Annotated in this window: 27 protein-coding genes; 14 read left to right on the forward strand and 13 right to left on the reverse strand. The window is 59.5% G+C overall.

Translation table 11 applies throughout. The features are described 5' to 3' along the window. Positions 1–120: 120 nt before the first annotated feature. The 3 genes from EGT36_RS08105 to trmB all read left to right on the forward strand — a co-directional run bounded on the left by EGT36_RS08105 (position 121) and on the right by trmB (position 2,862). A complete protein-coding gene (locus tag EGT36_RS08105; RefSeq protein WP_004439621.1) occupies positions 121–540 on the forward strand; it encodes a helix-turn-helix domain-containing protein in 420 nt (139 codons plus the stop codon). A gap of 191 nt (positions 541–731) precedes the next feature. After that, entirely contained in the window at positions 732–1,994 is a 1,263-nt protein-coding gene (gene metK / locus EGT36_RS08110; RefSeq protein ID WP_004439623.1) for a methionine adenosyltransferase, read from the forward strand. 169 nt (positions 1,995–2,163) lie between these two features. After that, positions 2,164–2,862: a tRNA (guanosine(46)-N7)-methyltransferase TrmB gene (trmB, locus tag EGT36_RS08115; RefSeq protein WP_037089394.1), complete on the forward strand. Its 699-nt coding sequence runs from the start codon at positions 2,164–2,166 to the stop codon at positions 2,860–2,862. 63 nt (positions 2,863–2,925) lie between these two features. On the opposite strand, the gene EGT36_RS08120 is transcribed toward trmB, so the two are convergent. Both EGT36_RS08120 and EGT36_RS08125 read right to left on the reverse strand, forming a co-directional pair. Then, the gene (locus EGT36_RS08120) at positions 2,926–3,825 is read right to left on the reverse strand and encodes a ribokinase (protein WP_037089393.1); all 900 of its coding nucleotides are present in this window, start codon (positions 3,823–3,825) and stop codon (positions 2,926–2,928) included. A gap of 54 nt (positions 3,826–3,879) precedes the next feature. Beyond that, on the reverse strand, positions 3,880–5,073 hold the full coding sequence (locus tag EGT36_RS08125; RefSeq protein ID WP_035206700.1) for a DNA recombination protein RmuC: 1,194 nt from the start codon (positions 5,071–5,073) through the stop codon (positions 3,880–3,882). A gap of 149 nt (positions 5,074–5,222) precedes the next feature. On the opposite strand from EGT36_RS08125, the gene def reads away from it, so the two are divergent. The 3 genes from def to truA are packed head-to-tail and all read left to right on the forward strand — an operon-like array spanning position 5,223 to position 7,516. Next, on the forward strand, positions 5,223–5,735 hold the full coding sequence (def, locus tag EGT36_RS08130; protein ID WP_004439632.1) for a peptide deformylase: 513 nt from the start codon (positions 5,223–5,225) through the stop codon (positions 5,733–5,735). Between the two features lie 45 nt (positions 5,736–5,780). After that, entirely contained in the window at positions 5,781–6,716 is a 936-nt protein-coding gene (fmt, locus tag EGT36_RS08135; protein WP_037089392.1) for a methionyl-tRNA formyltransferase, read from the forward strand. Next, a complete protein-coding gene (gene truA, locus EGT36_RS08140) occupies positions 6,716–7,516 on the forward strand; it encodes a tRNA pseudouridine(38-40) synthase TruA (protein ID WP_037089391.1) in 801 nt (266 codons plus the stop codon). Before fmt ends, truA begins: the two co-directional genes overlap by 1 nt. A 12-nt stretch (positions 7,517–7,528) precedes the next feature. Here truA and EGT36_RS08145 read toward each other — a convergent pair whose 3' ends face one another. The 3 genes from EGT36_RS08145 to dapD are packed head-to-tail and all read right to left on the reverse strand — an operon-like array spanning position 7,529 to position 10,175. Further along, complete coding sequence (locus EGT36_RS08145; RefSeq protein ID WP_004439642.1) at positions 7,529–8,125, reverse strand: hypothetical protein; 597 nt, start codon at positions 8,123–8,125, stop codon at positions 7,529–7,531. Further along, positions 8,109–9,305: a succinyl-diaminopimelate desuccinylase gene (gene dapE / locus EGT36_RS08150; protein WP_037089390.1), complete on the reverse strand. Its 1,197-nt coding sequence runs from the start codon at positions 9,303–9,305 to the stop codon at positions 8,109–8,111. Before dapE ends, EGT36_RS08145 begins: the two co-directional genes overlap by 17 nt. A 15-nt stretch (positions 9,306–9,320) precedes the next feature. After that, positions 9,321–10,175, reverse strand: a complete 855-nt coding sequence (dapD, locus tag EGT36_RS08155) for a 2,3,4,5-tetrahydropyridine-2,6-dicarboxylate N-succinyltransferase (RefSeq protein ID WP_006698917.1) — start codon at positions 10,173–10,175, stop codon at positions 9,321–9,323. A 143-nt stretch (positions 10,176–10,318) separates the two neighbouring features. On the opposite strand from dapD, the gene EGT36_RS08160 reads away from it, so the two are divergent. Continuing rightward, positions 10,319–11,179, forward strand: a complete 861-nt coding sequence (locus tag EGT36_RS08160) for an LOG family protein (RefSeq protein ID WP_004439649.1) — start codon at positions 10,319–10,321, stop codon at positions 11,177–11,179. Positions 11,180–11,345: 166 nt separating this feature from the next. Next, positions 11,346–13,679 (forward strand): methyl-accepting chemotaxis protein, encoded by a 2,334-nt coding sequence (locus tag EGT36_RS08165; protein ID WP_037089389.1) that lies wholly within the window; start codon positions 11,346–11,348, stop codon positions 13,677–13,679. Between the two features lie 69 nt (positions 13,680–13,748). Here the strand turns inward: EGT36_RS08165 and EGT36_RS08170 are convergent, their stop codons facing one another. After that, the gene (locus tag EGT36_RS08170; protein ID WP_125270233.1) at positions 13,749–14,693 is read right to left on the reverse strand and encodes a nucleoside hydrolase; all 945 of its coding nucleotides are present in this window, start codon (positions 14,691–14,693) and stop codon (positions 13,749–13,751) included. A gap of 203 nt (positions 14,694–14,896) precedes the next feature. On the opposite strand from EGT36_RS08170, the gene EGT36_RS08175 reads away from it, so the two are divergent. Continuing rightward, positions 14,897–15,322 carry an Hsp20 family protein gene (locus EGT36_RS08175; RefSeq protein WP_006698921.1) on the forward strand — a complete coding sequence of 142 codons (426 nt, stop codon included), beginning with the start codon at positions 14,897–14,899 and terminating at the stop codon, positions 15,320–15,322. A gap of 56 nt (positions 15,323–15,378) precedes the next feature. Beyond that, a complete protein-coding gene (locus EGT36_RS08180) occupies positions 15,379–15,636 on the forward strand; it encodes a BQ00720 family protein (RefSeq protein WP_003503706.1) in 258 nt (85 codons plus the stop codon). Positions 15,637–15,677: 41 nt separating this feature from the next. Here the strand turns inward: EGT36_RS08180 and EGT36_RS08185 are convergent, their stop codons facing one another. After that, a complete protein-coding gene (locus tag EGT36_RS08185; protein WP_037089384.1) occupies positions 15,678–16,274 on the reverse strand; it encodes an EF-hand domain-containing protein in 597 nt (198 codons plus the stop codon). A gap of 100 nt (positions 16,275–16,374) precedes the next feature. After that, complete coding sequence (locus EGT36_RS08190) at positions 16,375–17,088, reverse strand: pyrimidine 5'-nucleotidase (RefSeq protein WP_004439667.1); 714 nt, start codon at positions 17,086–17,088, stop codon at positions 16,375–16,377. Between the two features lie 106 nt (positions 17,089–17,194). Between EGT36_RS08190 and EGT36_RS08195 the strand changes: the two genes are divergently transcribed. Then, positions 17,195–18,112: an EamA family transporter gene (locus EGT36_RS08195; RefSeq protein WP_037089382.1), complete on the forward strand. Its 918-nt coding sequence runs from the start codon at positions 17,195–17,197 to the stop codon at positions 18,110–18,112. A 47-nt stretch (positions 18,113–18,159) separates the two neighbouring features. On the opposite strand, the gene argB is transcribed toward EGT36_RS08195, so the two are convergent. Further along, positions 18,160–19,044, reverse strand: coding sequence for an acetylglutamate kinase (gene argB / locus EGT36_RS08200; protein WP_004439672.1), 885 nt, complete (start codon positions 19,042–19,044; stop codon positions 18,160–18,162). 266 nt (positions 19,045–19,310) lie between these two features. Between argB and EGT36_RS08205 the strand changes: the two genes are divergently transcribed. Then, a complete protein-coding gene (locus EGT36_RS08205) occupies positions 19,311–19,688 on the forward strand; it encodes a hypothetical protein (RefSeq protein ID WP_022555534.1) in 378 nt (125 codons plus the stop codon). 12 nt (positions 19,689–19,700) lie between these two features. Here EGT36_RS08205 and yihA read toward each other — a convergent pair whose 3' ends face one another. Genes yihA through rpmH form a run of 4 tightly spaced genes read right to left on the reverse strand, consistent with a single transcriptional unit; the run spans position 19,701 to position 22,709 of the window. Continuing rightward, entirely contained in the window at positions 19,701–20,354 is a 654-nt protein-coding gene (gene yihA, locus EGT36_RS08210) for a ribosome biogenesis GTP-binding protein YihA/YsxC (RefSeq protein ID WP_004439676.1), read from the reverse strand. Continuing rightward, the gene (yidC, locus tag EGT36_RS08215; RefSeq protein ID WP_037089380.1) at positions 20,351–22,153 is read right to left on the reverse strand and encodes a membrane protein insertase YidC; all 1,803 of its coding nucleotides are present in this window, start codon (positions 22,151–22,153) and stop codon (positions 20,351–20,353) included. Before yidC ends, yihA begins: the two co-directional genes overlap by 4 nt. Continuing rightward, positions 22,153–22,536: a ribonuclease P protein component gene (rnpA, locus tag EGT36_RS08220; RefSeq protein ID WP_004439680.1), complete on the reverse strand. Its 384-nt coding sequence runs from the start codon at positions 22,534–22,536 to the stop codon at positions 22,153–22,155. The genes yidC and rnpA overlap by 1 nt, the downstream gene beginning before the upstream one ends. 35 nt (positions 22,537–22,571) lie before the next feature. Then, the gene (gene rpmH / locus EGT36_RS08225) at positions 22,572–22,709 is read right to left on the reverse strand and encodes a 50S ribosomal protein L34 (RefSeq protein ID WP_003493611.1); all 138 of its coding nucleotides are present in this window, start codon (positions 22,707–22,709) and stop codon (positions 22,572–22,574) included. Between the two features lie 351 nt (positions 22,710–23,060). On the opposite strand from rpmH, the gene EGT36_RS08230 reads away from it, so the two are divergent. Both EGT36_RS08230 and EGT36_RS08235 read left to right on the forward strand, forming a co-directional pair. Beyond that, positions 23,061–25,115 carry a methyl-accepting chemotaxis protein gene (locus EGT36_RS08230; RefSeq protein ID WP_125270234.1) on the forward strand — a complete coding sequence of 685 codons (2,055 nt, stop codon included), beginning with the start codon at positions 23,061–23,063 and terminating at the stop codon, positions 25,113–25,115. Between the two features lie 245 nt (positions 25,116–25,360). Further along, the gene (locus tag EGT36_RS08235; protein ID WP_006698926.1) at positions 25,361–26,779 is read left to right on the forward strand and encodes an ATP-binding protein; all 1,419 of its coding nucleotides are present in this window, start codon (positions 25,361–25,363) and stop codon (positions 26,777–26,779) included. Positions 26,780–26,861 lie beyond the last annotated feature (82 nt).

A 26,861-nucleotide genomic window follows, 5' to 3' on the forward strand; every position in this document is an offset into this window, starting at 1 on the left:
GCAATTGCATAGTGAATACGTCAGTCGTAAAACAAGTTTAGCTGCTGTCGAAATACCGGCTCATTTCTTCGAATAGTAATGAAGCGAGATATCAACCCATCCGAGTGTCAGGACCGCATGATGACCGAAAATAAGAAAAAGCCTAACCCCATCGACATTCATGTCGGAAGCCGAATTCGTCTTCGCAGAACCATGCTCGGCATGAGCCAGGAAAAACTGGGTGAAAGTCTCGGAATTACCTTTCAGCAAATTCAGAAGTACGAAAAGGGCACGAACCGTGTTGGCGCCAGCCGCCTGCAGAATATCTCGGCGATCCTCAATGTACCGGTTTCCTTTTTTTTCGAAGATGCACCCGGCGATCAGGCTGGCGGCACATCCGGCATGGCGGAAGCCTCAAGCTCCAATTACGTCGTCGACTTCCTGTCTTCGGCTGAAGGTTTGCAGTTGAACCGCGCCTTCGTGAAGATCGCCGACCCGAAAGTCCGTCGCCGTCTGGTCGACCTCGTCAAGGCGCTCGCCGCCGAGGGCGATGCCGAGTAGGGCCTGGCCCCTGCAGCGCAGAAAATTTCCGGCACGGGATGCCGGGCACTCAACGGTCCGCAGGGACCGTTTTTTTGTGCCAGATTAGAAAGGAATTCTCACATAAAGATATATTTATGTGGTTGTGTCCTTGTTTTTCGCGGCCGAAATGACTAACAAACTCGAAGACCGTTCTTTGAGGGGAATCCCGCATGCGTGCCAATTATCTGTTCACCAGCGAGTCCGTGGCCGAGGGTCATCCGGACAAGGTTTGTGATCGTATTTCCGATGAAATCGTGGATCTCATTTACCGTGAAGCGGCCAAAACGGGCGTGGACCCGTGGACCGTGCGCATCGCCTGCGAAACGCTTGCAACGACCAACCGCGTCGTGATTGCGGGCGAGGTTCGGGTTCCCGATACGCTGCTGAAGAAGGACAAGGACGGCAAGGTCCTCAAGGACGCAGCCGGCCATCCGGTTATCAATCCCTCGAAGTTCAAATCCGCCGCCCGCAAGGCTATCCGCGATATTGGCTACGAGCAGGATGGTTTCCACTGGAAGACCGCCAAGATCGACGTTCTCCTGCATCCGCAGTCGGCTGATATCGCGCAGGGTGTGGACAACGCTTCCGACAAGCAGGGCGACGAGGGTGCCGGCGACCAGGGCATCATGTTCGGTTACGCCTGCAAGGAAACGCCTGACCTCATGCCGGCGCCGATCTATTACTCCCACCGTATCCTGCAGCTGCTGGCCACCGCCCGTAAAAGCGGCGAAGGCGAGGCGGCCAAGCTCGGCCCCGACGCCAAGAGCCAGGTGACGGTCCGTTACGTCGACGGCAAGGCTTCCGAAGCCGTCTCCATCGTGCTGTCCACGCAGCATCTCGATGCAAGCTGGGATTCGAAGAAGGTTCGTGCTGTTGTCGAACCCTATATCCGCGAAGCTCTCGGTGATCTGAAGATCGCTGACGACTGCCAGTGGTATATCAACCCGACGGGCAAGTTCGTCATCGGTGGCCCTGATGGCGATGCCGGTCTGACCGGCCGTAAGATCATCGTCGACACCTATGGTGGTGCCGCCCCCCATGGCGGTGGCGCATTCTCTGGCAAGGACACGACCAAGGTCGACCGTTCCGCCGCCTATGCCGCGCGCTACCTTGCGAAGAACGTCGTGGCTGCCGGTCTTGCCGAGCGGTGCACCATTCAGATTTCCTATGCAATCGGCATTGCCCAGCCGCTGTCGATCTATGTCGATCTGCATGGCACCGGCAAGGTCAGCGAAGATCAGGTCGAGGCTGCGATCCGCAAGGTCATGGACCTTTCGCCATCGGGCATTCGCCGTCATCTCGATCTCAACAAGCCGATCTACGCCAAGACGTCTTCCTATGGTCATTTCGGCCGCAAGGCTGGCCGTGACGGCTCCTTCTCCTGGGAGAAGCTCGATCTGGTGAAGCCGCTCAAGGAAGCTTTGAGCGCTTAAGCATTTCCAGTAAAAGTGCGTAGCGGTTTACGTCCGGAAAATGCGTCAACTGGATATCGCGCTTGTTATTTGGCGGCGATTGAGAGATACCGTCACCGAGTTTTGTAACCCGCACAGTGCCTCACGGGGTGCTGTGCGGGTTAAGTCTATTTGGTCTTGAGAGTATGAGATGACGGAAGAACGGCGTTCGCGCGCGACGGAAGCGTTTTTTGGCAGGCGCAAGGGCAAGCCCCTGCGCAATCAGCAGGTCGATACGATCGAAAATCTGCTGCCTTTGCTGAAAATCGATCTGGAAAGCGTGCCCCCGCAAAATCTCGCCGCGCTCTTTCCGGCAGATGTGCGATCGATCCGTCTGGAGATCGGTTTCGGCGGTGGCGAACATCTCGCCCACCGCGCGGTCGAAAATCCCGAGACGGGTTTCATCGGTGTCGAACCCTTCGTCAATTCCATGGCCAAGCTGCTCGCCACGGTTCGCGAACGTGAACTGATGAATATCCGCCTTTACGACGATGATGCGACGCAGCTGCTCGACTGGCTGCCTGAGGGATCGATCGATCACATCGATCTGCTTTATCCCGATCCCTGGCCGAAAAAGAAGCACTGGAAGCGGCGTTTCGTGTCAGACGTCAATCTCGCCCGTTTCCATCGTGTGTTGAAACCCGGCGGCAAGTTCTGCTTTGCGTCCGACATCGACACTTACGTCAACTGGACGCTGCAGCATTGCGCCCGGCACGGCGGCTTTGAATGGACGGCGACAAGCGCTGATGACTGGCGCACGCCCTATGCCAACTGGCCGGGCACGCGTTACGAGAACAAGGCGAAAAGAGAAGGCCGCAGCTCGGCCTATCTCACCTTCATCCGTCGCTAAAGCATTTCCAGTAAAAGTGCGCAGCGGTTTCACGTCTGGAAAATGCGCTAACGGCAAGACCCCTTAAAGGGCCGCGTCAACTTCCGCTGCCTGCGGAATGGAAGGCTGCGCGCCGGCACGCGTGCAGGCGAGCGAGCCCGCAACCGCGGCGCGCTTCAGAGCCCTTTCGAAATCCATTCCCTGATCGAGGCTCGCGGCGAGATATCCGCAGAAGGTATCGCCCGCACCAACCGTATCGACCGGCTCGATCTTCAGGCCGGAAGCCCTGTAGAGCTTGCCATTACGAATGGCGATCACGCCATCCGCACCAAGCGTGACGATCAAAGTCTGGCCGGTCCTCTCGTGAAGGGCCTTGAGTTCGTTTTCCCGCTCGTCGCTGGAGAGGCCATTCTTGCCGATCAGGAGCTCGAACTCGGTTTCATTGGCGATGACGATATCGGCAAGGCTGGCGAGACGCGGTCCGTCCGCGGTCAGCGGTGCTGTGTTGATGACGGTGGTGACGCGTTTCGCCTTTGCGGCCGTCAGTGCAGCTTCGATGGCGGGTGCCGGTATCTCGAACTGCAGCATGAGAATATCGCTTGCAGCCATTTCGGATATGGTCTTTGCCGCGTCGGATGCCGAGACCTCACCATTCGCAGCGGGAATGACCGAGATCATGTTCTCTCCGCCTTCGCCGATCAGGATAACCGCCGTTCCAGTCGGGCCGGGCGCGGTTTTGACCAATGACAGATCGGTTCCCGCGTCCCGCAGCAAGGTCAGTGCTGGAGCGGCAAAGGTGTCATCACCCGCAGCGCCCGCCATCTTGACCGTGGCGCCCGCACGCCGTGCGGCCAGCGCCTGATTGGCTCCCTTGCCGCCGGCGGCCGTGGAGAATGTCTCTCCCGTTACGGTTTCACCGGGCTTGGGCAGACGTTTGGCGGTCGCGACGAGGTCCATGTTGATGGAGCCGAAAACAGTAATCATGGGGCGCTGGGTCCGTATGAAATTTAAGCAAGGCGGCGACTTTGCCCGAGACGATCACTCGTCGTCAACCACCCGCAACTTGGCCGCACCGGCTCGGTTTTCGGCAAAGCGACGCGCCTGTTCGATTTCACCATGAGCAGCGTCTTTTTCCGTCGGTGAGAAATCGAGCCCCTCGATTTTCTGTCCGCGCGCCAGTACCTTGTCGGAGGAGATAAGCATCATGTCGACGTCCTTCTGCGCCAGCCCGAAATGGGCCTGTAGCTTCCGCGTCCGATCGTCCAGCCGCCGCACATCGTCCATGAGCAGCGCCACTTCACCCTGAATGAGATGCGCCTGCTCGCGCATGCGCTGGTCTTTGAGCACGGACTGGATGACCTGCACAGAGAGCATCAGCAGCGATGGCGAAACGATGACCACCCGGGCGCGATGGGCGCGCTGCACCAGATATTCGAAATGCTGGTGGATATCGGCGAAAATCGATTCCGACGGCACGAAGATGAAGGCGGTATCCTGTGTCTCGCCGCGAATGAGATATTTCTCGGCGACATCGCGAATATGCACCTCCATGTCCCGGCGGAACTGCTGCACGGCGGCACGTTTGGTTTCCGGCGTCTCGTCCGCCTTGATGGCGTTCCAGGCTTCCAGCGGAAACTTGGCATCGATGACGAGCGGCGGCGCATTGTTCGGCATCTTGATGGTGCAGTCCGGCCGGTAACCGTTGGAAAGTGTCGGCTGCAGCTGGAAGGAACCCGGCGGCAGGGCGTCGGCGATCAGCGTCTCCATGCGCGCCTGTCCGAAGGCGCCGCGTGTCTGCTTGTTGGAAAGTATCGCCTGAAGCCCGACCACGTCCTTGGCCAGATCCTGAATATTGCCCTGTGCGGCATCGATGACCGCCAGGCGCTCCTGAAGGCGGCTCAGATTTTCATGGGTAGACCGGGTCTGCTCCGTCAGCGTTTCGCCCAGCCGCTGCGACATGCCATCAAGACGCTGATTCAGCGTCTGGCTCATCTCCGTCTGACGCGTGCCAAGCGTTTCCGCCATGGCCGCGATCCGGCCATGCAGTTCAGACTGGGTTTTGAGCAGGTCGGAGATCTCGCCATCGGCCCCAGCTTTCTTCGACCGGTTTGCCGTCACAAGCCATGTAACGACAAGGCCGAAAATCGCGGCAGCGAGAAGCGCGCCGAAGCTGATATCGACTGAGCCGGCCCGCAGCGCGGGTTGAAGGAGAACGGAGAAGTCTGTGTTCATGACTAAATCTAGCAGATTTCGATCGATTCGGAAGATCAAAACAAGAACATTCCTGCGGCGGAAATGAGTCCGGCAGAACGGATGCCGCGAGCCGTTTTCATCGTCGTGTTTTTTATTTCCTCCGCGCGAGAGATACGTTATGGGAAGCCATGACCATCAAACCGCTTATCATTTTGCCCGATCCCGTGCTGCGCCAGCAATCGAAGCCCATCGAAAAGGTGGATGCCGAGGTGCTGCGTTTGGCGGACGACATGCTGGAAACGATGTATGATGCCCCCGGCATCGGCCTTGCCGCCATCCAGATCGGTGTGCCGCGCCGGTTGCTGGTGATCGATGTTGCGCGTGAAGGCGAAGAAAAGACGCCGATCGTCTTCATCAATCCGGAAATCCTCAAGGTTTCGGATGATATTTCCACCTATGAGGAAGGCTGTCTCTCGATTCCCGATTATTATGCCGAGGTGGAGCGCCCTGCGTCGCTCACGGTGCAATATGTCGGTCGTGACGGCAAGCAGCAGACGGTCGAGGCGGATGGTCTGTTGGCAACCTGCCTGCAGCATGAGATCGATCACCTGAATGGTGTTCTGTTCATCGACCATATCTCGCGGTTGAAGCGGGACATGGTCATCAAGAAATTTACGAAAGCAGCCCGCGCAAAAGTCTGATCCGTCGCACAGCTGACGGAGCGGAAGACAGGGCAGGGGGCAATCATGGCTCTTCGCATCATATTCATGGGCACGCCGGATTTTTCTGTTCCGACGTTGCGTGCACTGGTGGAAGCGGGCCACGAGATTGCTGCCGTCTATACCCAGCCACCGCGTCCAGGCGGCCGTCGCGGCCTTGATCTGCAGAAATCGCCGGTGCATCAGGCTGCGGAACTGCTGGGTTTACCGGTACTGACACCCTTGAATTTCAAGGCGGAGGAAGATCGCCAGCAATTCCGGGACCTCAACGCCGATGTGGCTGTTGTCGTGGCTTATGGGCTGCTTTTGCCAGAGGCCATTCTCTCCGGCACACGGCTTGGCTGTTATAATGGTCACGCTTCGCTGCTGCCGCGCTGGCGCGGCGCTGCCCCCATCCAGCGGGCGATCATGGCGGGTGACACCGAAACCGGCATGATGGTCATGAAAATGGAAAAGGGTCTGGATACCGGCCCTGTCGCGCTGACCGCTAAAGTCGCGATTGGCGAGAACATGACGGCTGGCGTGCTGCATGACAGCCTGATGCTGACAGGCGCTCGGTTGATGCGTCAGGCGATGGACAAGCTGGAAGCAGATGACCTGCCCCTCGTCCCGCAAGCGGAAGAGGGCGTTCTATACGCGGCAAAAATCGACAAGAGCGAGACCCGTATCGATTTTTCAAGGCCGGCGCAGGATGTGCATAATCATATTCGCGGCCTTTCGCCATTTCCCGGCGCATGGCTGGAGATGGAGATCGGCGGCAAGCCCGAGCGCGTCAAGGTACTGGCGTCCGAGCTCGCCAGCGGAATGGGCGAGGCAGGCAGCGCACTGGATGATGTTCTCACCATTGCCTGCGGCAGCGGCGCCCTACGGCTCACCCGTTTGCAGAAGGCGGGCGGCAAGCCGATGTCGGCGGCCGATTTCGTGCGCGGTACCCCGGTTCCGGCCACTACGAGGCTCGGCTGATGCCACGCTTCCGCATGACCGTCGAATATGACGGTACGCCCTATTATGGCTGGCAGAGACAGGAAAACGGCCCCTCGGTTCAGGGTGCGCTGGAGGCTGCGGTTCGGTCGCTGACCGGCGAGAGCGTTTCCATTCGCGGCGCTGGCCGCACCGATTCCGGCGTGCATGCCGTTGGGCAGGTTGTCCATGTCGATCTCTCGCGAGACTGGGAGCCCTATAAGCTTCGCAATGCCCTCAATGCGCATCTCGCCATGGCGGGTGAAGCGGTGGCCGTGCTCGATGCCGCTTCCGTGACTGAGGATTTCGACGCCCGTTTTTCCGCCCTTCGTCGGCACTATCTCTACCGCATCATCTGCCGCAAAGCCCGGCTGGCGCTGGAGCACAAGCGGGCGTGGTGGGTGTCGAAGGACCTCGATCACGAGTGCATGCATGAAGCTGCCCAGATGCTCGTCGGCCGGCATGATTTCACCACCTTCCGCTCCGTGCACTGCCAGGCGAACAGCCCCGTGCGCACGCTCGACCGGCTGGATGTGACGCGCAATGGCGATCTCATCGAGATACGCGCGACGGCGCAGAGCTTCCTTCATAACCAGATCCGCTCTTTCGCCGGCACGCTGAAACTGGCAGGCGAGGGCACGATGACGCCAGAGGACGTGCGTGCCGCACTGGAGGCACGCGATCGAAAAGCCTGTGGCCCGGTCGCACCGCCGGACGGTCTTTATTTCATGCAGGTCGATTATCCCGACGTCATTCCGCCGCGCCGCCACCCCGAAGCCGAGGTGATGCGGGATGCGGATTGACGTCTAATTCTCTCAGGCCGGATAGACACCGAGAAAGCGCTGCAACGCTTCCGACAGAAGCATGCCGGGCACCAGTAGCGTCATGACGATGGCGGAGACGAGCAGCGACTGGTCGCGGATAAAAAACCGCACGATCCGTGAAAAGGCAAAGACCAGCGACAGAAGCAGCGCCAGCCACAAAATCGCGATCAGCCCCTGCAACGGTGGCAGGAAGAACGCAATCAGGATCAGAACTGCGTAGGCGTATGAGAAGGGCAGCGACAGCCAGTTCATGGTGGTGACGAGAGGCGTGAATTTTTCACGTGCGCCAAAGGCAAAGAGCAACATGCCGATCAAAAGCAGCGGCACGATCCAGCAAATGGCCTCCACCATCGCCAGGCGAAAGAAAAAGATGAACCCCGTTCCTGTTCCCGGCGGGTAGCTGGCGAGAAACGCTGCCCGCAGCCACAGCCAGGAAACCAGCATGGCGGGCAGGCACCAAAGGACGGAATAGAAGGACCGCCACATGCCGCGTTCGGTCAGGTCCAGATAACGTGCGCCATTATGGTCGCCGAGCAGCAACAGCCACAGGCCCGTCAGATAGAGCCTTACTTCACTTGCCGTCGGCATGGGCGAACCAGCGCTCGATAAAGGTTTCGTAAATGCGCGTCAGCGTCTCAAGATCGGCAATGGCTACCCGCTCATCGACCATGTGCATGGTCTGCCCGACAAGGCCGAACTCCACGACAGGGCAATAGTCCTTGATGAAGCGCGCATCCGACGTGCCGCCGGTGGTTGAAAGCTTCGGCTCCTTGCCGGTCACGGCCTCCACCGCGCCTGACAGCGACGAAATGAGGGCATTGTTCCGGGTCAAAAAGACATGGGCCGGTCGGTCCGCCCAGACGATCTCGTACTTTACCGGTGTGCGGTCGGGGCGAAGCTCGCCGTCTGCCGCAGCGGCATCGAGGCGGCGGATGATTTCCGCCCGAAGGCTCTCCGCTGTCCAGGTGTCGTTGAAACGGATGTTGAAGGAGGCGGTCGCCCGCGCCGGGATCACATTGGTGGCGGCGTTGCCGGTGTCGACGGTCGTTACTTCGAGATTGGAAGGCTGGAAATTATCCGTGCCGTGATCAAAGGGCGGATGCATCAGCGCATGCGTCAACTGCAGCAGACCACGAATTGGGTTGTCGGCGAGATGCGGATAGGCGGCGTGGCCTTGCACGCCATGGACCGTGATGCGACCGGAGAGCGATCCCCGGCGGCCGATCTTGATCATGTCGCCCAGCTGGTCGGGATTGGTCGGTTCCCCGACGACACAGGCGTCCCACGTCTCGCCCTTTGCAGCAGCCCATTCCAGCAGCTTGGAAGTGCCGTTGATTGATGGGCCTTCCTCGTCACCGGTGATAAGGAAGGAGACGGAGCCCTGCGGCTTGCCGTGTTTTTCAATATGGCGGGCAATGGCGGCAACGAAACAGGCTATGCCGCCCTTCATGTCCACCGCACCACGGCCGAACATTTCGCCGCCGTCAATCGCTGCGGCAAAAGGCGGGTGACTCCATGCGGCCTCATCCCCCACGGGAACCACATCCGTATGGCCCGCAAACATCAGATGTGGCCCCTCGTTGCCGAGACGGGCATAGAGGTTCTCCACATCGGGTGTTCCCGCCTCGCTCGCCACCATTTTTTCCACCACAAAACCGAGCGGCGAAAGCAGGTTGTCGAGCAGAGTAAGCGCGCCGCCTTCCGCAGGCGTCACCGAAGGGCAACGGATGAGGGCGGCGAGATTGGCAACGGGATCGGTCGTGGTCATGGTATCAGCTTTATATCAGTCGCGCAGAAGCTCGTTGATGCCGGTCTTGGAGCGGGTCTTTTCATCGACGCGCTTGACGATCACGGCGCAATAGAGGCTGGGGCCCGGCTCGCCATTCGGGAACGGTTTGCCCGGCATGGTGCCGGCAACGACGACGGAATAGGGCGGGACTTCGCCGTAGGTGATCTCGCCGGTGGCGCGATCAACGATCTTGGTCGATTTGCCGATGAAGACGCCCATGCCGAGAACAGCACCCTCGCGCACGATGCAGCCTTCCACGACTTCCGAACGCGCACCGATGAAGCAATTGTCTTCGATGATGGTGGGCCCTGCCTGCAGCGGCTCCAGAACGCCGCCGATACCGACGCCGCCGGAGAGATGCACGTTCTTGCCGATCTGCGCGCAGGAGCCGACCGTTGCCCAGGTATCGACCATCGTGCCTTCATCAACATAGGCGCCGAGATTGACGAAGGAGGGCATCAGCACGACGTTCTTGGCCACGTAAGCCGAGCGGCGCACGACGGCGTTTGGCACCGCGCGGAAACCGGCGGCGCGGAACTGGTTTTCACCCCAGTTTTCAAACTTCGACGGAACCTTGTCCCACCAGGTGGCTTCGCCCGGACCACCGGTCACGATTTCCATGTCATTGAGACGGAAGGAGAGAAGCACGGCCTTTTTCAGCCACTGGTTCACCTTCCAGTTTCCATCCGCCTGCTTTTCAGCAACGCGTGCCTCGCCGCTGTCGAGAAGTTGAAGAGATGTGTCCACGGCGTCGCGAACCTCGCCCTTCGTCGATACATTCACGCTGTCGCGGTTGTCGAAGGCGGTTTCGATGATCGTTTCGAGGGAAGAGAGATCCGTGAGGCTCATGGAAAATTCCTTAAAGTCGCGTGTGTTCGTGGTCACGGCGGGTTCCGTGCCGCTGGAAGGCTTTGGCCATTTGATCTAAGGGAGTGTTGGAAAGGCGTCAATGCGATTTGGGTGATTTGGCGCCGCAGACGAAAGGCATGGAAATGACACGACTGAAAAACGGCAAATTGCGGCGCAAGGACGGGGTATGGGACCCGTTGAAGCGCAGCGCTGTGGACAAGCAGCAGGCCGAGGTCGTTGTCAAGACGCCGCAGTCGGACTCCCCGTCCTACCGGCTGGCCTATGTGGATACGGACTTTCTCTGCCGCGAGGAATTGCGACCCGTCAGGCTGCAGCTGGAACTTCTGAAGACGGAAATGGCGCTCACCGAACGCGGGATCAATTCCACCGTCGTCATGTTTGGCGGCGCCCGCATTCCCGAACCGGGAGGAGAGGCCTGGGCGGCGCGCAATGAAACGCAGAAGCGCAATCTCGAGCAATCCTCGGTTTATTACGACGAAGCGCGCAAATTCGCCCGCCTTTGCACCGACTACGGCGCGAAATCCGGTCACCTGGAATATGTGGTGGTCACCGGCGGCGGCCCCGGCGTCATGGAGGCGGGTAACCGAGGCGCCATGGATGCCGGCGGCCCTTCCATCGGCCTCAATATCGTCCTGCCGCACGAGCAGGCGCCCAACCCTTATGTAACGCCGGAACTGAGCTTCAATTTCCACTACTTCGCGATCCGGAAAATGCACTTCCTGATGCGGGCAAAGGCCGTGGTGGTTTTCCCCGGCGGTTTTGGCACGCTCGATGAGCTTTTTGAAGCCTTGACGCTGATCCAGACCAAGCGCATGGCCCCGATCCCTCTCATTCTTTTTGGGGAAAAGTTCTGGCGATCCGTCGTCAATTTCGAGTTCCTGGCGGATTTCGGCACCATCGCTCCCGAGGATATGAATCTCCTGCACTTTGCCGAAACGGCGGACGATGCCTGGAAGATCATCTCCGACTACTACGAACACTGAAGATGCACGGCGCGGCGAAGTATTATTAGGGCTTAATTAGCAATCATATTCTAACTTCGCCCTGTCGCGCTGCAGCGCACTGTCCCATGCGGACGGGCCTCCATGACGGAGATTGTCATCCGTTGACGTCAGCTCCTTCGGGTTGACGATTTCCATTGGGGCCTAAATGTTCAATCTCAAAGTGAAGTCGCTTGCGACCAAGCTGATCCTCGTAACCGGCTGTGCCATCACCACGGTTCTCGTTGCATCCAATTCTTTCCTCATCTCCCAGACCAGTGAGCGCGTACACGCGTTGACCATGGATCAGGCCAATACGGAAGCCCGCGCCATCGCCAACGTCATCGCCGCCGACGTCGGTGAACTCGGCAGCGCTGCCCGCTCAATGGCTGGCGTCATCGGTCGGGCGCATCAGGCGAAGTCGATGGATCGCCCTGGCATCGTCAACATCCTCAAGGCCAATGTGGAGCAGAATACCTTTGCATTCGGCAGCTGGTTCTGCGAGCAGCTCGGCCTTTTCGATGGCCAGTCGACAGAGATTGCGGGCAGGCTCGATCTCGGAACCAATGCGACCGGCGCCTTCGCACCTTACTGGTCCAAGACACAGAAGGGCGATATCCAGTTCTCGACCTTCAAGAACGATTACGCAGCGGAGTGGTATGCGCTGGCCGCCAAGACCGGCAAGGGAGCGATTACCCAACCTTATCTCGCCGAAGGCACGGAAGTGCCGACCACGATGACCTCGCTTGCCTATCCCGTCATGTCGGATGGCAAGATGATCGGTGTGGCAGGTGTCGATATTTCACTCGCCTCTCTCACCCAGAAACTGCAGTCTCTGCATCCTTTTGAAACTGGTCGCGTGACGCTCGTCTCCCAGGGCGGCCAGTGGCTGGTTCCGCCAACGCCCGAGCAGAATATGAAAGCGTATGACGGAGAAGGCGCGGCCACGGTCCAGGCCGCGATTGCCTCCGGCAAGCAGGGTCTCATCGAAGACCTCGGCCTTGATACCGACGCGCCGTATAACCGTCTCGTTTATCCCTTCGCCGTTCCAGGGCTCAACGCAACCTGGGTCGTCCTTGTTGATATTCCCCATCAGGCCTTGAACGCTCCGGTTCAGGAGCAGACCTATCTGATGATCATCGGTGCAATCGTCATTCTTGCCGCCGTCATTGCAGCGCTTTATTTTGCAGTCCGTTATTTCGTCCGCGACCCGCTTGCATCGCTGGTTACCGACGTCAGGACGCTGAGCGACGGTCGCTACGATGTGCCCGTCTCCGGTCAACACCGGCAGGATGAGACCGGTTCGGTTGCGACAGCGCTTGAAGGTTTCCGCGCCAAGCTTGCCGGCATCCGTGAGATGGAGGCCGAAGCCGACGCCCAGCGTGGTCACGCCGAAACGGAGCGCCAGCGCTCTGAATTCGAGCGCAATGAAAACAGCCGTATGCAGCAGCACATTGTCAGCGTTCTCGGTTCCGGCCTGAATGCCCTGTCGCAGGGCAATCTGACCTACCGCATTCAGGACGAGTTCCCGGGTGAGTATGCAAAGCTGCGCGAGGACTTCAACTCGGCGCTTGCCAGCCTCGAGGAAACGGTTTCCACCGTCAACGCAACCGTCGTCAGCATCGGCAATGGCACCGGTGAGATCACCCGCGCCGCCAGCGATCTCTCGCATCGCACGGAACAGCAGGCCGCCAGCCTTGAAGAAACTGCCGCTGCGCTTAACGAGCTGACCGCCCAGGTCAATTCCAGCGCCGAAAACGCCGCAGAGGCGGCCGGTGCCGTCAGCCATGCCTGTGAAGACGCCGGCAAGTCTGGCGAGGTCGTGCAGCAGGCCGTGAACTCCATGCAGGGCATTGCGCAATCTTCGGCGGAAATCTCTCGCATCATCGGCGTCATCGACGAGATCGCCTTCCAGACCAATCTTCTGGCGCTGAATGCCGGGGTGGAAGCGGCCCGCGCGGGTGATGCCGGCAAGGGCTTTGCCGTTGTCGCCCAGGAAGTGCGCGAACTCGCGCAGCGCTCTGCAACTGCTGCCAAGGAGATCAAGGGTCTCATCAACACCTCGGCCACGCAGGTGGGCGAGGGTGTTCAGCTGGTCGGCAAGGCCGGCGACACGATGAAAAAGATCGCCGATCAAGTTCTGCAGATCAACCAGCTTATACGGCAGATTTCGGCCTCAGCCAGTGAGCAGGCGGTGGGCCTGAAGGAAATCAACTCCGCCGTTACGCAGATGGATCAGGTCACCCAGCAAAATGCGGCGATGGTGGAGGAAACCACTGCGGCCAGCGTGACGCTCAACAGCGAGGCCGAAACGCTCAAATCGCTTGTCGCCGGTTTCGTAGTTTCCGGCGGTCAGCCCAGCCAGCAATTGCGTGCCGCCGCTGCGGCCATGCGCGCTCCCGCTGCTGCCGCCCCGACGTCCGCCCGTCCAGCTGCGCCCCGCGCGCGTCCTAGAACCAGCGGCGCAAATGCGCTGGCTCAGGATGACTGGACGGAATTCTGATGCGGTTTTCCGTTTGAAATATAAAGGGCCGCTGGTATCGCCAGCGGCCTTTTTTATTATCAGCGTCCGTCAAAGACGCGCGAAACGCTCCGTCAGCAACTCGAAGAAACCATCCGCATCCACCTTTCGCATCACGCGGGCATTGGCGGGGCGATCAGTCACGCGCCACCAGTCCACCACGGTCATGCCCATGGTCAGTTCGGAATGGACCTCGATCTCGACATTGCATTCGCGGCCCTCGAACAGTTCGGGCTTGATGAGATAGGCAATAACGCTTGGGTCATGCAGCGGACCGCCATCCGAACCGTACTTCTCGATGTCGAACCGCTCGAAGAATTCCAGCATTTCCGCCATGGCGATCGCCGGCCTCGCGCCGATCTCCCGAATGCGATTGACGCGTGCCTTGGTCGTCAGCAACTGATGCGTGACATCGAGCGGCATCATGACGATGGGCATGCCGGAGCGGAAGACGATGTCGGCAGCCTGCGGATCCACATAGATGTTGAATTCCGCCGCGGGCGTGATGTTGCCGCCCTCGAAAAAGCCGCCGCCCATCATCACCAGTTCTTTGACGCGATCAGCGATCTCCGGCGCCTTCAGGAGCGCCAGCGCCACGTTGGTCAAGGCCCCGAGGGTGCAGAGGGTAACGGTGCCCTCAGGCTCCCGCATCACCGTCTCGATGATGAAGTCGACCGCGTGCTGCTTTTCTGCCTCCATGGTCGGTTCGTCGAGAACCGGGCCGTTGAGACCTGTACTGCCGTGAACATGTTCGGCGGTGATGGGCCTGCGCACCAGCGGCTTTTCGGCGCCCTCGTAAACGGGAATGTCGGTGCGACCGCACAATTCGCAGATGATGCGAATGTTACGGCTTGTCAGCTTCAGGGGAACATTGCCGGCAACTGCGCACAACCCCAGAATTTCGATGTCGTCCGGGCTGCCGAAGGCCAGCATGATCGCGGCTGCGTCGTCCTGTCCGGGATCGGTGTCGATAATGATTTTTCTGCGTTCTGCCATGTCTTGCCCGCCGTTGAGATGAGCGCTTTTTTCGAGCCGCGGGTGCTCACTTGTCAAGCCTCATTCCTGCCGCCGCTCACCGGTCACTTTGACTTGCGCATCGCGGTTCGGCTTCCCATATTGCAGGGGCCGGTGCGATTGACCGGCGAGGTTGCCGGAAGCGGGGCCGCTAAACGTCGCTTGGTTACAAGGACAGAACAGATATGAGCCGCATGACGCCATTCACCCACCCGCTTTTGCTGGGTTTCGATGCTATGGAAAAGACGCTGGAGCGCATGGCGAAGGCCAATGACGGCTATCCTCCCTACAATATTGAGCGCCTGCCCGGCAGCGATGACGTACCGGAACGCCTGCGCATCACCATTGCCGTGGCGGGGTTCTCCGAGGACGATCTCGACGTGACGACGGCTGATAATCAGCTCGTCATTCGCGGACGCCAGCAGGAACAGGAGAAGCGCGATTTTCTCTATCGAGGCATCGCGGCACGCCAGTTCCAGCGGGTCTTCGTGCTTGCCGATGGCATGCAAGTCAGGGAGGCGCGCCTGCGCAACGGCCTTCTTTCCATCGATCTGGTCCGGCCCGAAATTTCAAACGTGGTAAAGAAAATTAATATTTCCGTCTCAGAGTAGACCATGAACGCCGGAATCGGACATGAATCGCTCGGCGTGAAGAAGGAGGCTGAAATATGCTTTTGAAAGAAGCGCATGCGCGTCTCACCCAATCCCAGCTCGCCCATATCGGCGAAGGAGAAGTGGGATATATCCGCAAGATCCGAGCGGAAGACGTCAGCCGCTGTTTCCCGGAGGCGCCCGATCTCGATCCGCAATTGGACCTTTGGGCATTGTTCGGCGCGGACGGGACGCCAATTCTCCTGACAGACAATCGTTCGAGCACCTTCTTCAAGGCGGCGGAAGACGATCTTAAAACCGTCAGCCTGCATTAAGAAAAAGCCCGCCGGTTGAGCGGGCTTTCTGCTTTTTTGGATTAGAGGAACGGCCGGTCCGGCATGTCGTCGATGGAGATGACGCCGTCCTTGTTGTTGTCCAGTCGTTCGAACATCTTTTCTCCGGCGGCGGCGAATTCGGCCTTGCTGACCTGGCCGTTCTCGTCAGTATCGGCCCAGCGGATCAGCGCGAAGCCGCCACCTTTACCGCCGTGCTTGCCCCAGCCCTGATGGCCGAAACGACCACCATGGTCACGCTCGGCACGCTTGCCCTCAGGGGCTTTGGCTTCATCCGCCCTGGCCTCTTCCCGCTCGGGGCGCGGATGAGCGGCCCGGAAGGCCTCCATCTTTGCCTGACGATATTCGCGCATTTCCTTTGGCGTGATCGAGCCGTCCTTGTCCTTGTCGATCTCAGCGAACAGGGCATCCTGACGGGCGGTGAATTCCTCCTTGGAAATCTTGCCATCCTTGTTCGTGTCGGCCACCTTCAGCAGGTGAACGAAGGCAGCCTCCTGGCGGATCGGCATGCGATCCTTATGGCCTTTACCGGGTGCGGCGAAACTGGCCGTTGCGGCCGTGCTGAGCACAAGGGCTGCGCCAAGAGCAGACAGGGCGATTTTGCGTGTGGTCATCGTCATTACCTTTCTTTGGTGTCCCTGAAGAAAAGATAGTGACGTCCAGCAAGCCCCACCACTTAAACATCCGTAAGGTGCATGAAGCTTCGGTAATGTTCGCTACTCAGCGGGCGATGGTTTTTGTCAGGAACCCGGTCAGATCGTCGGTAACGTAGTCGATATGCTCATCTGTCACATCAGGGATTTCCCATCGTTCCATGATGACGCCCTCAAGATTTGATGGCACGAGTAGCACTGTCTTCATGCCCAGCGCTTTCGGGGCCGCGAGATTGCGCGGCAAATCCTCGAACATCGCAGCCTTTTTCGTATCGAGTTTTGCAAGTGCTGCAAACTTCTCGTAGGTTGCGCTGGCAGGTTTCGGCAAATAACCCGCGGCGACGATATCGAAAATATCCTCGAACTGATCGAGAATGCCGAGCGCTCCGGCGGCAGCCTGCGCATGCTTGACGCTGCCATTGGTGAGGATGAACTTCCGACCCGGCAAAGCCTTGATGGCCTCACCCAGTTCCGGATGCGGTTTCAGCGCCGAGTAGTCGATTGCATGGGCGCGTTCCAGAAACTCGTCCGGGCTGATGCCGTAATGGATCATCAGGCCCTGCAGTGTCGTGCCGTGGTCGTGATAATAACGCTTCTGCAAGGCGCGCGCTTCGTCGGGGTCGAGCTTCAGAAGCTCCGCCACATAGGCCGTCATGTTGCGGTCGATCTGGGAAAACAGATTGACGTGATGCGGATAGAGCGTGTTGTCGAGATCGAAGACCCATTCGCTGACATGGGCGAAATCGGCGGCGTCTGGCAGGTTTTTCGGCTTTGTGTCCATGGGCAGCTTTATGCCTGTTTCGAATGCGGAAGAAAATCGAAAAGAGGACGATTGATCAGAAATTCGGGCTTGGCTGCGGCCTCGCGCGCATGATACCGCCAAAGCCATGGAACTCTGGATAGGCATTACTTTCGCAAGCGCGTTTTTGCAGAACCTGCGCTCGACTTTGCAAAAACACCTCAAGGGCATGATGGGCACCACGGGTGCAACGTTTGTGCGCTTCGTGTTCGGCATGCCCTTCGCTCTCGCTTATCTTGCATTCCTGCATCTTGGGCTTGGCCGTCCGCTGCCGGTGCCGAACATGGCCTTCGCCGTGTGGGCAACGGTCGGGGCCATGGCGCAGATCGCCGCCACATTCCTGCTGGTGCACCTGTTCTCTTTCCGCAATTTCGCTGTCGGCACGGCCTATTCCCGCACGGAGCCGGCACAGGCGGCGCTTTTTGCTCTCATTTTCATAGGCGAGAGCGTCACGGGCGGTACATTGGCGGCGATAGCGATTTCGGTCGCCGGCGTCATGCTGATTTCCGTGGCGCGCACGGAAGTAACGCCCGCTTCCTTCCTCACCTCGATCTTCAGCCGAACGGCGGGTATCGGCCTCGCCTCGGGTGCGTTCTTCGGACTGTCGTCTGTTGCCTATCGGTCGGCATCGCTGGCGCTAGCACCAAGCCTGCCTGCCCCGGATGCGATGATGCAGGCGGGCTTCACCCTCGTCATCGTCATCGTCATGCAGACGGTATCGATGTTCCTGTGGATCATCTGGCGGGAGAGGGAAGAATTGCGGCGCATCGCCAGGGTGTGGAAACCGTCGCTTGCGGTCGGTTTCGTGGGTGCCACGGCCTCGTTCGGCTGGTTCACGGCAATGACCCTGCAGCAGGCCGCCGTGGTGAAGGCACTGGCGCAGGTGGAGATGCTGTTCGCCTTCGCCTCGACGGTGCTTTTCTTCAAGGAGAAGATCAACCGGCTTGAACTGTCCGGCTGCCTGCTGATTGTGGTCGGTGTGCTGTCGCTCCTGGCATTTGGGTGAATGCCTGATGTGGCGGACAGATTTGCCGTCCGCCACCCTGAGACACATCAGGGCACGATGAGCGTGCCGGCGCCTTCGGTGAAGATTTCCAGAAGGACGGAATGCGGCGTCTTGCCGTTGAGGATCACCACGCCCTGAACACCAGCCTTGATGGCGTCGATGCAGGTCTCGACCTTCGGGATCATGCCGCCGGAAATCGTGCCGTCCTTGATGAGGGCGCGTGCCTGCGAGACGGTGAGCTCCTTGATGAGTTCCTTGTTCTTGTCGAGAACGCCGGGAACGTCGGTGAGGAACAGCAGACGCGAAGCGTGAAGTGCACCCGCAATCGCGCCGGCGAAGGTATCGGCATTGATGTTGTATGTCGCGCCATCGCGGCCAGGGGCGACCGGTGCGATGACCGGAATCATTTCCGATTTAGCGAGCAGGTCGAGCAGTGTGCGGTCGACTTCCACGACTTCGCCGACGAAGCCGAGGTCGAGCACGCGCTCGATGTTGCTGTCGGGGTCGATCACGGTCTTTTTCGCCTTCTCGGCGAAGACCATGTTGCCATCCTTGCCGCACAGGCCGATGGCCCATTCGCCCGTCTGGTTGATAAGGGCGACGATTTCCTTGTTGATCGAGCCGGCCAGAACCATTTCAACGATCTCGACCGTCTTGGCGTCGGTGACGCGCAGGCCGCCCTCGAATTTTGACTCAATGCCCATCTTGCTCAGCATGGCGCCGATCTGCGGGCCGCCGCCATGCACGACGATGGGGTTGATTCCCGACTGCTTCAACAAGGCGATGTCTTCCGCGAATGCCTTGCCAAGCGTGGAATCGCCCATGGCGTGGCCGCCATATTTCACCACGATGGTCTTGTTCTCGTATTTCTGCATGAAAGGCAGAGCCTGTGCGAGCAGCCGCGCCTGAGTTTCGCTTTCGGAAGACGTCATCTAAAAACCTCGGTCTGTGGTTGCGGCCGTTGAAGCCTGTCACCGCTCTAAAGCAAGTCTTTGACGGATGAAATAACCTCCGGGCCTTATTGTGTCGGCTGCGGTCAAATTTCTTTTTTTTGCCTGTTCCGGCCCTGTAATGAGATTGACATAAAGGGCCAATGGGACCAGCCTTGCTGATGAAGGGGAGGGGTTAATTCAGGGTGATGAAGATGTCTCGCGCCGTGGAAATGGTGCACCTGAACGACCGAGGAGTGATTGAACACATGACGGCACCCGATCGAGACAAGCAAAGCGGTTTGCGGGACGAAGTGCTCGCGGGCGAATATGTGCTGGGTGCCCTGCCGCCGGAAAGCATGGCGGAGCTTGCCAAGCGCGTAAAACGCGACAGGCAGTTCGCGGCCATGGTCAGGCGCTGGCGTGACAATCTGGCGGAAACCGAATATCGCGAAAATGCGACCGTCGCTGCGTTGCTGGAACGGGACCCCCGCCGATCCGGTCTGCCATTCAGGAGCCAGCCGTTGCGGAGTGGCAGCATGTTCGCAGCCATGCTCTCGGAGATCTGGCATTCCGTGCGCTTCTGGCGCCTTCTGGCTTTGACGGCGATGCTCTGGACCGCCGTTCTGCTTTTCACCATCGCCTGAGAGGCACGCCTCTCAAAGAGAGATCGTTCTGATGATCTCGGCCCGCAGGTTATCCAGCCCGACTGATTTTTCCGAGGATGTGGCGAGAACTTCCGGATAGGCGGCAGGGCGCTTGCGGATTTTCTCAAGCGTTTCGCCAATCAGCCGCGGCACGCCGGCATCCTTGATCTTGTCCGTCTTCGTCAGCACGATCTGGTAGGACACAGCCGCCTTGTCGAGGAGGGTCAGAACCTCCTCGTCATTCTTTTTCACGCCGTGGCGGGAATCGATCAGCACGTAGACGCGCTTCAGCGTCGCACGGCCGCGGAGGTAATCGAAGACGAGCTTCGTCCAGGCATCGACCTGATCCTTGGGGGCCTGCGCATAACCGTAACCGGGCATGTCGACCAACGCCATCGGCGGAAGATCGCCCTCTGCACCGGAGTAGCCATCGGGAACGAAATAATTCAGTTCCTGGGTGCGTCCCGGCGTGTTGGAGGTGCGGGCAAGCCCTTTGTGGCCCACCAGCGCATTGATGAGCGAGGACTTGCCGACATTCGAACGACCGGCGAAGGCAATTTCCGGCGGCCCTTCAGGCGGCAGGAATTTCATCGCGGGGACGCCGCGAATGAAAATCCAGGGTCGTCCGAATAGTGGCTTTTCGGTTGCCGCGCCGGTTTCACTCATTTCGATTGCACCGGCTTTCGCTTGAACAGCCCTTTGATGTTATCGAACAGCTCGATCTTGGCGCCCTGGCGCTTCATGATGACCGCCTGCTGGGTGATGGAGAGCGTATTGTTCCATGCCCAGTAGATGACCAGACCGGCCGGGAAGGAGGCCAGCATGAAGGTGAAGATCAGCGGCATCCAGTTGAAGATCATCGCTTGTGTCGGATCGGGCGGCGTCGGGTTCATGCGCATCTGCAGGAACATGGTGATGCCCATGACAAGCGGCCAGACACCGATCATCAGGAAGTGCGGCACATCGTAAGGCAGAAGGCCGAAGAGGTTGAACAGCGATGTCGGGTCCGGCGCGGAAAGGTCGTGGATCCAGCCGAAGAACGGCGCGTGCCGCATTTCGATGGTGACGTAGATGACCTTGTAGAGCGCGAAGAAGACCGGGATCTGCAGCAGCATCGGCCAGCAGCCGGCAACAGGATTGATCTTTTCTTCCTTGTAGAGCTGCATCATCGCCTGCTGCATGGCCATGCGGTCATCGCCGTGCTTGGCCTTCAGCTCTTCCATCTTTGGCTGCACGCGCTTCATGTTCGCCATGGAAGCATATTGCTTGCTGGCGAGCGGGAAGAAGAGGGCCTTGACGACGATGGTGGTAAGCAGGATCGCTACGCCGAAGTTACCAAAATAACGGAAGAAGAAATCCATCATTTTGAACATCGGCTTGGTGATGAAGTAGAACCAGCCCCAGTCGATCAGAAGGTCGAACTTCGGAATTGCGTAGGTCGTCTCGTAACGGTCAACCAGCGGCACTTCCTTGGCGCCAGCGAAAACAAGGCTCTTCAGCTCGATCGACTGGCCGGGCTCGACCGTCATCGGGTCGCTCTTGAAATCTGCTTGATAGCTCGGCTGATTGCCGGTGATGTGCGAATAACGGGTTTCGAATGGCGTCGTCTGGGGCGGAACGATGGCCGCAGCCCAATATTTGTCAGTGATGCCGAGCCAGCCGCCGGTCGCCTTGGCAACCGTTACCGGTGCTTCTTCGACGTCCTTGTACTTTTCTTCCGTCAGGCTACCATCTTTGCCCGAAACGCCGAGAAAACCTTCATGGATGACGAAGACCGGGGGAACTGCGGGCTTGTTGTTACGCGTCACGCGGCCATAGGTGGCGAAGGAGATGGCCGCCTGGCCGGGGTTCTCAACCTTGTCGGCGACCGAGATCATGTAATGCTCGTCGATCGAAACCGTACGGGAGAAAATCACACCCTTGGAATTGGTGTAGGTGAGGGTGACCGGCGTGTTTTCCGTCAGCTTGTCGCCGCTTGCGAGCGTCCAGACGGTGGTCGGACCGGGAACGCCGCCGACTTCCTGCGCTGCAACGTAACCGAGCTCGGTGAAGTAACCGTCCTTGGTGTCAGCGGGCGAGAACAGCGTGATGATCGGGCTCGAGTCATCGACGGTCTCATGGTAGTCCTTGAGCCGGATGTCGTCGAAGCGGGCGCCGGTGAGATTGATCGAGCCGGCGATGGCATTGGTGTCGATGGCCACACGCTGGGTTCTTGCAATCGACTCTTCGCGGGTCGCCGTTGCGGCAGTCTGCGGTGAGGAGGCGGGCGGTGCGCCTTCAACGGCAGCACCTGGTGCGGCGCCCGGCGCCGGCTGCTGTTGCTGCGTGGTCTGCTGCTGCGCCTGGCGGGCCTCTTCGGCGCGGCGCTGCTGCTCGATACGCGGATTCATGTAAAGGAATTGCCAGGCGAGGACGATGACAACCGAAAGGGCTATCGCGATGAAGTAATTGCGGTTCTTTTCCATCATTCTTTCCTGGAGCGGGTCTCCTGGGACCGTTTCGGTTTCGCCGTTCCTTCAATGCGCTCAGCAAGGAGAGACTGAAGTTTCGGGAAGGCCGTATCAAGCACATCCCTGCGGGCGACAATCACATAGTCATGACCGGGCTTCATTGCGACCCCGGCAGAAAGCCTGACGGCTTCCTTCAGACGGCGGCGCATGCGATTTCGCTCGACCGCGTTGCCTTGTCTTTTTGTTACGGTGAAACCGACGCGAGGCTCGGTTTCCGGGGATTTCCGATCAAGCACTTCCAGAAGAAAGGTGCTTCCCCGCCGTTTTTCACCTGCCTGAACGGCAAGAAACTCCGACCGGTTTTTAAGCCGGCCGGGGCTTTTCTTAGTCTCGCTCATGTGCCCGCGACTTTCATCGGGCCACAGATCGGCAATTAAGCCGACAGACGAGCGCGGCCGCGCGCACGGCGGGCTGCGAGAACCTTGCGGCCGCCGGCAGTAGCCATGCGGGCACGGAAACCATGACGACGCTTGCGAACAAGCTTGGACGGTTGGTAGGTACGCTTCGACATTTATTTAATACCGCGGTGTGCGGCCCTTCTTGAATTTGCAATTATTTGCAAGAGCGTTTCGTTTTTTGCACGGCTAAACCCGCCTGGGCGAGCTTTCAATGGCCGAGCGTGCGCGGCTTATAAGGGCATAGCCCAAGCAAAGTCAATTGCCGAAGGGGTTTTCGGCCTTCACCTTTTGCGGAAAACGCACCGCGATTTCTCTCGTCGACGGCCGATGAGGGCCGATTCCCATCCGCAATCGATAAAATCTGAAATTCTTTCTTAAGGCCGCATTGATAAATCTTGTGACGCGAAAAGTTATGCCAGCTTCCCATTTTCATCGCGCAGCTGGTTTTTGTTGGGGGAACGAAATTGAGAATTCGCGGTCGTATCAATCTACTTGTCGGGCTGATGAGCCTTGTTGCCTGTACCATCGGCGGGCTGTCCATCTATGCGATCAACGAATTCTGGGTTCGGTCGCACCATTTCGAGCAAGCGGCCGAACGGGCTTACAAGGGCGAGGCGCTCAACCGTCTGGTAACGGCAGTCGTCATGGAGGCGCGTGGCATCTATGCAGCGGCGGACATTGCTGCGGCCGCACCCTTTGCCGACGGCATGGTCAAGAACCTCGACGCCATGGACAAGCTCATTACCGGCTGGGCACCGCTCGTGCCGGCGGAACAGAAGGCTGGTTTCGACAAGCTTGCCGGCCGCTCGAAGGAATTCCGGACTTTCCGCCTGGAGACCGTCCGGCTGGCTAAGGAAAGCGGGCCGCAGGCGGCGAGCCAGCAGGGCAACAACGAAGCAAACCGCGCTAATCGCAAGGCCTATCAGGCGGAGATCGACAGTATCGTGAAAAACGACATTGCCGAGCTTGAAGTCGTCAAGGCGGGGGTCGACGCTTTCAGCACTGCCATATTCTGGGTGATTGTCGCGGTGACTGTCGCCGGCGTGGGGACGGGAGCTGCTTTCGGCCTCTATATCGGAACGCGTCAACTGAGTGCGCCGATCCGCCGGGTATCCCAAGTCATGAGCGAGGTGGCCGACGGAAATCTGGATGCGGCAGTTCCCTACCTTGGGCGCAAGGACGAGATCGGCGAAATGGCCGCGGCCGTCGAGGTCTTCAAGACCAATGGCCGCGAAGTGCGCCGCATGAACGCTCAGGAATCCGCCATGCGGGCCAAGAGTGACGACCTGCAGGCCGGCATGGCCGTTGTCGTCGATGCCGCCGCCGCAGGGGATTTCAGCCGCCGTATCAACAAGGATTATGGCGACGACAACCTCAACCGTTTCGCAGCCACGATCAACGCCCTGCTCATCGGCGTGGACAATGGTGTCTCCGAGACCAGCCGCGTCATCGAAGGTCTTGCGCGGGGCGATCTGACGGAGAAGATGGATGGCGAGTTCCGCGGCGTGTTCGCCGAACTCCAGTCGAACGTCAACCAGACGCTGGCCAAGCTGCGGGAAACAATGCGCGAAGTGCGCAGCAGCACGGAGGGTATCAGCGGTAATGCCGGCGAATTGCGCTCGGCCGCCGATGATCTTTCCAGGCGAACGGAACAGCAGGCCGCGGCGCTCGAGGAAACATCCGCCGCTCTGGACGAGATCACTGCCGTCGTCCGAAATTCCACCGACCGCGCCCAGGAAGCCAGCGCCATGGTGGCTGAAATCAAGCAGAAGACCGAAGAATCCGCCAATGTCGTACGCGATGCCATTTCGGCGATGGACCGTATCGAGCATGCGTCGCGGGAAATCAGCCAGATCATCAATGTTATTGATGAAATCGCCTTCCAGACCAATCTCCTTGCCCTGAATGCGGGCGTGGAAGCGGCCAGGGCCGGCGAGGCAGGCAAGGGTTTTGCAGTCGTCGCTCAGGAAGTGCGTGAGCTCGCACAGCGCTCGGCAACGGCGGCCAAGGACATCAAGGCGCTGATCACCAGGTCCGGTGAGGAAGTCGGGCGCGGCGTATCACTGGTCCAGAGAACCGGCAGCGCTTTGAGTGAGATCGAAATGCGCGTCCTGGCGATCAACGAGCATATCCACTCCATAGCTACCGCGGCGAAGGAACAGTCCACAGGCCTGCACGAGGTGAATACCGCCATTAACCAGATGGATCAGGTTACACAGCGTAATGCCGCCATGGTGGAGGAAACCTCGGCCGCAACCCATAAGCTCAGCAGCGAGGCGGACCATCTTGTCACGCTGGTGACCCGCTTCAATGTCGGCGCGGATGGTGTTCAGCGGAACTTTCGCGCCGAGACCGCGTCGCGTCCGGCCCGCGCCGCGCAGCCCATGCGGCCCGTTGCAGTGTCAGACAGAACGACGGCGGTGGCTTCTCCGGCGCGCAAATTGATGAACAGCGTCAGCCGGGCACTTAGCGCTCAGCCAGCCGCAGCGCCGGCGCAGGGGGACTGGCAGGAATTCTGACGGGGTTGCCTGATAACTAAGCCGCCTTTTTGCTTCAGACGCCGCCTTGTGGCGGCGTTTGTTTTATTGCGATGAAAACCTTGCGTCGCAGCGCATTGGAAAAAAATCCGTTAGGTCCTATTATCGTTGGTGCATATAAACCGAGCCGTTCAACCGAAGCGGCGGCGCGCATACAGGATCAGGGCCCGGTGTTTTCTAAAGGCGTAGACAGCTTGGACCGCACGGAAGACAATCCGGCGCACGGCATGCCGGGATTGACTGCCGGTCTTTCCGGGCGGCTGCTGTTGCTCACGGTCATTTTTGTCATGATCGCGGAAGTGCTCATCTTCGTGCCTTCCGTCGCCAATATGCGCCTGTCCTGGTTGAGGGATCGTCTGAATACGGCTGCCGCGGCCGGCGCGGTGATTGACGGACTGCAGGCCGAATTGCCGCGAAGTGTGCAGAACGATACCCTGATGGCGACAGGGGCAAAACTGATAGCCCTGCGCAAGGACGGTACGTCGCGGCTGCTGGCGGCTGCGGAAACCCCGCCCGGCGTCGATGAGCAATATGATCTTTCCGATGTGTCGCAGGTGGCCGCAGTACGCGATGCCTTTTCCACCCTGCTGTTCGGCGGTAACCGCGTCATCCGCGTTTTCGATGTCGTTGGCGACAGCGACACCATCATCGAACTGGTGCTGGGCGAGAACAAGCTCAGGGCTGCCATGCTGGCCTATGCCCGCAATGTGTTCCTCATTTCCATCGTTCTGTCGCTGATCACCGCCGGCCTCATTTTCATCTCCATCAACCGCATCATGATACGGCCGATACGCCGGCTGACGCTCGGCATGCAGAATTTTTCGGAAGATCCTGGCAACCCGGAGCGGATTTTCGTGCCGGAGGAGGGAACGGACGAGCTGGCCGTCGCCGGGCGTCATCTCGCCGATATGCAGACGGAACTCCAGAAAACGCTGCGGCAACAGAAAAACCTCGTGGATCTCGGCCTCGCCGTCTCGAAGATAAACCACGACATGCGCAACATCCTCTCATCCGCGCAGTTGATGTCTGACCGTCTGGTGGACGCAAAGGACCCGATGGTGCGAAGCTTCGCGCCGAAACTGCTGCGTACCATCGACCGTGCCGTTGCCTATACCGGCGAAGTTCTGGCCTATGGCCAGGCGACGGAAGGTGCGCCGAAACGCAAGATGGTGCAGTTGAGCCTTCTGGTGCGGGACGTGCGCGATATCCTGGCGCTGGAGCCGGACAGCGGTATTGAATTCCGCGACAGCGTGCCCGCGGAGTTGACGGTGGATGCGGATTCGGAGCAGCTATTCCGGGTAATCCACAATCTGTGTCGCAATGCCGTCCAGGCCCTGCAATCCGATGCCGCCAATGCCGCGCCGAGGTATCTTTCAATCTCGGGCCAGAGGGCCGGCAGCGTCGTCAGCATCGTGATCGACGATAACGGTCCGGGTATGCCGCGGAAGGCCAAGGAGAACCTGTTTTCCGCCTTCAGGGGCTCGGCCCGTTCCGGCGGCACAGGGCTCGGCCTGGTCATCGCCCGCGAACTGGTGCTGGCCCACGGCGGCACCATCGCGCTTGTCGAGAAGCCGGGCCCCGGCACGCAGTTCCGCATCGAAATCGCCGATCGCGCCACGACGGTGCAGGCGGCCAGAACCGCCTGAAAGGCCCCCACCCGGATAGTCCAGCGCAGCCTTCATACCCGCTGGATGATATGCGGCTCACGCGCTCTCGAAAACGCACGTT

Origin of the sequence: Agrobacterium sp. FDAARGOS_525 (assembly GCF_003938925.1) — a bacterium.
In the GTDB taxonomy this organism is placed as follows: domain Bacteria; phylum Pseudomonadota; class Alphaproteobacteria; order Rhizobiales; family Rhizobiaceae; genus Agrobacterium; species Agrobacterium pusense.